The sequence below is a fragment of the Undibacterium sp. Di27W genome, assembly GCF_049340345.1.
GTDB lineage: Bacteria > Pseudomonadota > Gammaproteobacteria > Burkholderiales > Burkholderiaceae_D > Undibacterium.
The window spans coordinates 1-7852 of record NZ_JBMPOS010000040.1 but is presented as its reverse complement, the minus strand read 5'-3'; the positions used below and the strand labels follow the sequence as shown (position 1 = coordinate 7852).

5 protein-coding genes and 1 pseudogene are annotated in these 7852 nt (G+C 45.8%); 1 reads left to right on the top strand and 5 read right to left on the bottom strand.

The window, feature by feature from the left end; all coding sequences use genetic code 11:
* Positions 1–178 (bottom strand): annotated as a pseudogene (locus ACO0LF_RS30830) (IS256 family transposase); the annotation flags it as partial.
* Positions 179–871: 693 nt separating this feature from the next.
* Positions 872–1528 (bottom strand): DUF1345 domain-containing protein, encoded by a 657-nt coding sequence (locus ACO0LF_RS30825; protein WP_423021151.1) that lies wholly within the window; start codon positions 1526–1528, stop codon positions 872–874.
* A gap of 721 nt (positions 1529–2249) precedes the next feature.
* On the opposite strand from ACO0LF_RS30825, the gene ACO0LF_RS30820 reads away from it, so the two are divergent.
* Positions 2250–2564 carry a hypothetical protein gene (locus ACO0LF_RS30820; protein WP_423021149.1) on the top strand — a complete coding sequence of 105 codons (315 nt, stop codon included), beginning with the start codon at positions 2250–2252 and terminating at the stop codon, positions 2562–2564.
* Between the two features lie 597 nt (positions 2565–3161).
* On the opposite strand, the gene ACO0LF_RS30815 is transcribed toward ACO0LF_RS30820, so the two are convergent.
* The 3 genes from ACO0LF_RS30815 to ACO0LF_RS30805 all read right to left on the bottom strand — a co-directional run bounded on the left by ACO0LF_RS30815 (position 3162) and on the right by ACO0LF_RS30805 (position 6709).
* Positions 3162–3497, bottom strand: a complete 336-nt coding sequence (locus ACO0LF_RS30815) for a hypothetical protein (RefSeq protein ID WP_423021153.1) — start codon at positions 3495–3497, stop codon at positions 3162–3164.
* Positions 3498–4097: 600 nt separating this feature from the next.
* Positions 4098–4844: a TorF family putative porin gene (locus ACO0LF_RS30810; protein WP_423021147.1), complete on the bottom strand. Its 747-nt coding sequence runs from the start codon at positions 4842–4844 to the stop codon at positions 4098–4100.
* 104 nt (positions 4845–4948) lie between these two features.
* Positions 4949–6709 (bottom strand): methyl-accepting chemotaxis protein, encoded by a 1761-nt coding sequence (locus tag ACO0LF_RS30805; RefSeq protein WP_423021145.1) that lies wholly within the window; start codon positions 6707–6709, stop codon positions 4949–4951.
* Positions 6710–7852: the final 1143 nt, after the last annotated feature.

Here is a 7852-nt window from a genome sequence, read left to right as displayed (position 1 = left end):
CCTTGCCTGGCGTGCTGTCCTGATGCCTCTCGTAGCCGAGGTGCTCGGTCAGTTCTGCATTGAGCGCTGTTTCCACCGTGAGCTTGAGCAGCTCACGGGAGAACGCATTCAAATCAGCTTCGGTCTTGATGTCTTTCGCCAACTCTTTGGCCAGCGCCTGCAGTTTGCTTCTTTCCATGGCGTTTGTCGTCATTTTGGCAATTCCTCATTATAGGAGGTTCATTGGCCAGAATTACTTACACACTTTTATTTACAGGCTCACAGGGTCAATTCAGCTAGCAAACGAAAACATCTATCTGTGCGATATCAAAGTGGCTCATATTCGTTAATTTTCGCTGGCGCTCGCGAACTGGTCAGTGTTTAACAGAATGGCTGGTCAGACTTCAATGGATTTATTGGTCACATTAGTCCGGTACATGCAGCTAACGAGCGGACCACTTGGAAGTAATCCCGCTGTTGAGATCAAGCAAAAAATATTTTGCAGCTCAGCTCTATAAATTGATGTAATCCTGGCGAAGCACTACCCATTCCAATGCACAATTGCAGCACCGGATTTTAAGACTTAAATGGCTCTCTACGAAATGTCCTTCCATCAAACGAACTTTTGATCGTTATCGCTTTCCATGAGTGCCTACAAGAACAGGTGGACTGTGCAGTAAGCAGACCTCCCTTTTGACGGTTATATTCACCTGCTTTAATTGAAATAGTCCTAAAACTCCATTTAGCGCATTTAATTGTTAATGACATGGATGTCCACCTGAAAAAAAAGCGTTTATGCGTTAATCCGTCAAGATGGATTTCGTATTTCGTAGCAAACATATAGAGAATAAATCGACAAGACAAAATAAAAAAATACGGCAAAAACTAAGACTTAAGTATTGACCAGGCTGGCAGCTATATTGATAGTTAATCCAATTATTGCTACGTTAAACAAGAAACTTAGAACTGATTGTCCCATTACTGTCTTTCGCATTGAACGCGTTAACACGGATACATCCGAAGTTTGAGCAGCCACCGCGATGGTAAATGAAAAATACATGAAATCCCAGTAATCAGGGTTTTGTTCATCGTCTGGAAATCGTAACGGACGTTGCGTTGGCGTAGATTTGTAAAAAACGAGCGCGTAATGAAATGTAAATAAAATAGCTACTAAGCACCAAGATCCCAATACTGTAAAGCCAGTAAGAAGGTAATGTAACAACTTGTGCCAAAACGAGAGGTTTTTAAGGATAGAAAGCTCCAGAATAATGGCAGCGAGACTCGCCATTGAGGCTAACGACATAATAGCGAGCACGGCGATGGCACCTTGATGTTCTTTGGCAGCAATGGTGCGGATTCTTGCATGGCTTGCGTGCACCATCAGCCATCCCATAAAGCATAGATAAGACCAAACGGTTACATTCCACCCTATAAGGATGCGAGTGACAGGATTCATATGCAATGGCACAAATATTACAAGGCTAAGGCCCAATACAATTGCCGACATGAGGCGGGGGCGCGTACGCGTAAATTTAGGCAGGGTCATCATTTTTTAATCCTTTAGGTTATTGAAATGAATAAATATTTCCGATTTAACGTAATAGCCGCTCGGCCTAACTGCGCCCAATAGTGAGCATTCCCCTAAATAACGCATCGCTTACTGAGGGTTTAAAATTCAGTCAAGGAAGGAAGCATGTCACAAAACAAACAGGCAGGCTATACGCAGAAATTCAAGATTGACTTGGTTGGATTAGTGCGAGGTGCGCCGAGTGTTACCTCAGTCACTCAAATCCTGAGGATAATGTGCAATGGATTTTTGACTAAGCGGGCGGCGTTAACAGCTATGCCAGCAGGTTGTTGGCTAAATACAGCTCCTTTTTCATTTGGTCGCAATCATTGATTGTCAAGCATTGATATGAACGCTTGTGATACTAGTGATACTGAATGGCATCCCAACTCTTGGATATCTTAATAGACTAACCTATCCCTTCTTGGATACGAACTTGACCAAAGAAATTTGCACCTGAGCTTGCCCGCAAAAAACGTATCCCTTACTGAGGGTTTAAAATTCAGTGAAGGAGAAAAGTGAGCTTCCCCTGAAATTTAGTTCCCCAAAGGTGACGTAAAACGTGTATCAGACGGTGAAGCCATCTCTGTGGTCGTCAAGGAGCTAGGGTTAAGCGACCAAACGCTGCGCAACTGGATCAATCAAGGCCGCATCTGAAGGTAACCTTAAAGAGGCTGGCAAGAAAGTCGTTACACCTGAAGCCATGGAGCTATCCCGATTAAGAGCAGAAGTAGCCAGGCTCAAGCGGGAGAATGAAATCATAAAAAAGGCGGCGGCAAACTTCGCGAAAAGATGTTCTGTGAAGAATGCATGGATAGCTGGCAACAGCAAAACCTATTCTTTGGCAGAGATGTGCTCTGTATTTGAAGTCAGTGTAAGTGGTCATCGCGCCTGGCAACGAGGTGCAATTCCTGGCAGAAAGCGCTTAACGGACGTACAGATGCGGGCAATTTTTCGTGCCATTCATGCTGAACTCAAGGGCGTATGGCTGCATGAAATTCATCTGATGATGAATTAATTACCGAGGGAAGCTCAAATACCAGCAACTAAGTCTGCATATGCAATGTCATCGCGCTTCATTCCACTCCCACAGTCAGTGATTATTGGGTTGTACTCCCTAGCCTGCTGTTTAGCTTGATGCATGGTGCGAAAGGTGTCAAGGCTTCTACGCGTCGTACGGCGGATTAAATAATATGTTTGCTCTGATGGGAATTGTGCAAACTACCTATGGACTTTAGTCAGCTTGAGGCTTGCCTTGAGAGGCTTTACATTGATCGAATTGGGTTATAAAGCGGTTACATAGAGATCAAAAGTGAAGCGCAAAACAAAAATGGTTATATGCCGGAGCGCGTAACCATTTTTATTTTATTTATTGTTTATTCTTGGTGGTCCGGGGCGGAATGTAATCACCGCCACAAGGACCTTCAATCCTTTTACCCAAAAAAAGGGGGGTAAGAAAATCTGCCCAAGTTTGCATTAATATTAATATCTCACTCTTAACTTAACTCGCTACGGTGTTTTTTACCCTCTCACTTGACTGCAATTTATAACAAATCGACCACATTCCAAAATTGATTTAGAAGTGATCGATCTGTCTAAAATAGACCATTCGATTTTAAGTACCTATTTTTTTGTTTACCGCATTTTCTTGCTGATTCAATGTCTTCTGCTCTTGCTTCGTGATGTGACCACCATTCTTTGCTGCCATGTCCTGCTCTTCTTGTTTGATTTGTTTATCTTGCCTTTGTAGACGGGCTGCTTTCGCTTTACTCATGTCACCGCTCTTAACTTCCTTCTGGAGGCGGTCGCCTTGGTTTTCTGCCCTACCATTGACTTGTTCGCGGCGAGGATGATTTTTTTGCCAAGTGGTATCGGCATAGCTACTCACAACCGCGGTGCCAAGGATGGCAATCAGAACAAAGGATTTGCTAATATTTTTGAATTTCGACATAGTAATTCTCCCTGAATTTACGTTAATTTTATTATTTCCATGACCTTTGGCCATGTCTTTATCAACGCACGAAACATCAGGGACGTTTACACGACAGTTGTATCGAATGTGTCCAATTGTATAAGCAAAATAATGTTAAAAAATTGAATACACTGTGCACGCGAAATGTTTCTTTCACTGACAATGAAAGTTATTTTTCGCTAGAAAAATATCATTTAAATTACAAAAATAAAGAAGGTGTGCCAATTTTCAATTGGCAACATATGGGCGTTGCGTCAAACTTTTCCACCAGATCCCAACGAAACCAAAGCTCGTGGCGACACAAGCTCTGGAAACCAAAAGTAAGTATTGGGCTTGATATCCGGTTCTAGGTACCAATTGGCTTGGCCATTCGCGTTTACTGCCCACCACATAGCACGCTTAGGTACCAGCTTCCAGTTGACTTCAGCATACATAGTTCGCCGTCCTTCCAAACTTTATAGTTACCAAAGAAATCAGGTATAAACATTGTGGTCTGTTTCTATGTTGCCACTGGTGCGCCTAGTTGCACTGGAAAGGCAGTACCCCTATTGGGACTGACACATTCAACATGCCGACGCGCTAGAAGGTTTTCATCGCCGTCAGTACTAGGGCTGTCTTGCCGGTGAACTTGTTTGCCGGCGTCACATATAGTTTGTCGTTGGCATTTGTGCCAATCGCAGCGAGGTTCAAGCTGACACCAAAAAGTTCCTTGTTTACCCCTACCTTCCAATCGGTGTAGCCATAAGACGAATTACTGCTGATCCTTTGGTGGCCAATATGTAGGCCCAGAGCATAACCTTCAGCGATGTCGAAGCTGCTGCCTATGTCAAGGTAGCAGCTGTTCTTGGAGGCAACAAAGCCGAACAGGTTTGTGACCGAGTGCGAATATTTAATGTAAGTCTGGCCGTAGCCAAGTTGGGCGTAAATTTCCGTGGTGTTTGCATCGACAAAGCCGGGAACCTTGTTAAGGCCGTTGGAAGGATAGACATAGCTGAGCACACCGACGTCATAGCTCACGTCTTTAATAATTTCACCTTTCTTGCCGCCGTAGATATCCCATTCCACTTCGCCGCTACCGCCCGCATCCTTGACCCATTTGATTGAAGAGAGCCAGGTACCGACATAAAAACCGCTAGGGTTATGTGTGTAATCTGCGCCACCCTGCAGAGCCGGGTTTAACCTCGATTGCGAAATACCGCGATAACGGTATTCGCTGGCCACTCCGATATTGAGACTTACTTCATTATCTGGTTTGGTCTCGTCGGCTTGCGCTTGGAAACAGGTGAAGGTACTGGCAGCCATGACAATCCATAGAATATTTCTCATTTTGCTTTCCCCTTTGAATAACAGTCGTTGTAATTGAGTATGAGCAGTGTCTTGCAATGTCGGGGCCAGATAGCATAGTGCGCCAGCAAGCGCATCGAATAATCCTAGAACTCCTCCCAATCAGGCTGGTCCGTCTCCGGTATGCGCGCTTTACTGCCAGCGGAGAACTTTGGTTCTGCCACCACTGACCGTGGAAGCTGTTGAGTTATAACCGTTTGCTTTGCCGATGAAGACTTTGTCTGCTGTGCCAGCTTAGCTGCCTGCAAAGTCGAAACCGTCTGGACCCTCTTGACGGTCGGTCTCGTGTCATCTTCGAGCTTAAAGACACTGACCTCCCGCATGAGGGTAGCCGCCTGCTCCTGCATGCTGGCGGCAGCGGCGGCAGCTTCTTCGACGAGCGCCGCATTTTGTTGCGTCACATGATCCATTTGCGTGATGGCTAGGTTCACCTGTTCTATGCCAGCACTTTGTTCGTGACTGGCCGCTGCGATTTCGCCCATTAAGTCGGCCACTTGCTTGACCGAGGCGAGAATTTTGCTCATTGTCGCTCCAGCTTCATCGACTTGTTTGCTACCGGCGTCGACTTTTTCGACGGAATCGCCAATTAACTCCTTAATCTCCTTAGCCGCGCTAGCGCTGCGCTGAGCCAGGTTGCGGACCTCGCTAGCCACTAGGGCAAAGCCGCGCCCCTGTTCACCGGCACGGGCCGCTTCCACTGCCGCGTTCAAGGCAAGTATATTGGTTTGGAATGCGATGCTGTCGATCACAGAAATGATGCCAACGATTTTTCGTGAACTCTCCTTGATCAAGCCCATCGTGTTGATCACATTGTCGACCATTTGCCCTCCCTGAATCGCAACTTCTGAAGTGGAAACTACCAACTGGTTCGCCTGCCGAGCATTGTCGGCATTTTGTTTGACTGCGGAGGTCAGTTCTTCCATGGCTGACGCTGTTTCTTCTAGCGAGCTGGCTTGCTCCTCAGTGCGTGACGACAAATCTAGATTGCCGGCCGCAATCTGCTTAGAAGCCGTTGTAATCGCTTCGGTGCTACCCCTCACTTGACCTACTGTCTGAGCCAAGCTTACGTTCATATCCTTTAGCGCGGCTAGCAATTGCCCTGGCTCGTCCTGAAAATGAGTGGCGATTTGTGCTGTCAGGTCCCCCGAAGCCACTACTTGGGACACGCAGACTGCCTCTTTCAATGGTCCGGTGATGGTACGAGTAATCAATGCCGCGCCAACAATTCCGATGCCCAGCGAGACCACAAGTATACTAAGCAATGTCCACGTAGCGGACTGGATGAGGTCTTTTGCCTGAACTTCGTCGGCGTAGCCTTGCTTGGTCGCGATCGCGACCACTAGATCAATCTGTTTGCGGTGCACCTCGTATCGCTGCTTCATCTTTTCCATCGCCACGGTGGCCGCTTCCTTATTCTGGCTTTGCAAGGCCGGCACGAATTCATTGAAAGCGATGTTGTAAAATGCCTGTGCTGGTTCATGTGCTTGTTTCAACAACAAGTCTGCGGTGCCGCTATCCAGGTCGGCCTTACTCCAATAATCGTGCCGGGTATCGTAATCAATTTTGAGTGCTTTCAAGCGTTCTGCCAGTGTACCCTGCATCGCTTTGTCCTCGGTTTCGGCCATCTGCAACGCGACCAAATAAGATTCGATTATATATTCGGGTGGGGGAAGGATATCGGCGACCAAATCCTTACCTTTGACGATGCGCTCATAGACGGGGCCATTAACCTTGAGCTCGCTCAGGGTGCGGAAAGACCAAATCCCATAAAACAGGAAACCTAGCGAAAACAAGGCAATCAAGACAGCGAGCCGTCGCGAAAGTTTGAGGCGTCGAAGCATTAGCATCTTTAGTTCCCTTGATAAATTAGTAACGCATAGGCCTCGCTAAAAGTTGCGAAGCTGGATGATTTGGGTCAATAACGTCACGCATTCTATATTGGGCCAACGTACTTTTACGTTTTAGCGGATTCGCTGCAAGATGCAAGAAAATCGTCATGTTGATGAAGAAAGGCAGATCAGAATGTTATACGTTGAAGTAGCCCTGGATAGGAGGAAAAAGAAACCACCAATCATTAAAAGGTCTATCTATACGAGGCTCAACGATGATTGCCAAGTTTCATAACAAAGGCCTCACAATCCCTTTTGGTTAAATCTTAATTTAACAGTTGTTATCCATGCTGTTGCGCGATTGCTACAATCAGTGCGGTTACAAAGCGCAAGTGCAGGTTTATTGCCCGAAGAGTTGCTGGATAGCTTGCGACCCGAACTCGATGCCTTGTTGTTTGCGCATAAAGACGATATCGTGGTGGGGCGCGACGTGTCACCTTATCCTCCAATCATTAGGATCTGCGCCGTCCAGTGCAGGAGTTCATTAGGCAAGAAGTGCAGTTTTGCTGTCTACACAACGCAATATATGGGCAGTGACTACACAACAAAGAAACCTGTCTAAAGATTCTCCAGACAACATCGTATAGAAGTGCATCATATAAATAAATTTGAGTAGTTTCGCCGCAATCTCAAATAGATTACCGCCATCGAACGAAATAAATGACTAAAAATAAAAACACAAATGCACCTTTGGCTAACATAAGTCTTTCATCTTTTTCCAGTCCCGGCATTCCTCAGGAGTACGCCAACAGGCGACGCAAAAAAAACTGGTTTTACCCTCAAATTTGCTATTTCAATGCAGTGCAACTTGACTCTCATACTATAGCCTGCGATCGGTGAGTGAACTTCGACTGTAATCTGCGACAAACCTTTGAGGCATCGATAGTTTTCAGCGGTTAATCCGAGTCAACCATCTTTGTTTGAAAAAGGATAAATCATTTTAATACATAGAGGTGGCTACTTTACCGTTAGGATGATGTATCCTGGCTTTTTCGGACATTCCTGTTTGTTAAAATAAACGATCAGGAGAAATAATGAAACAGAAAAAAAGATATACCCCGGAACTGCGGGAAGAAGCGGTGAAACTTGTATTGGCGCAAG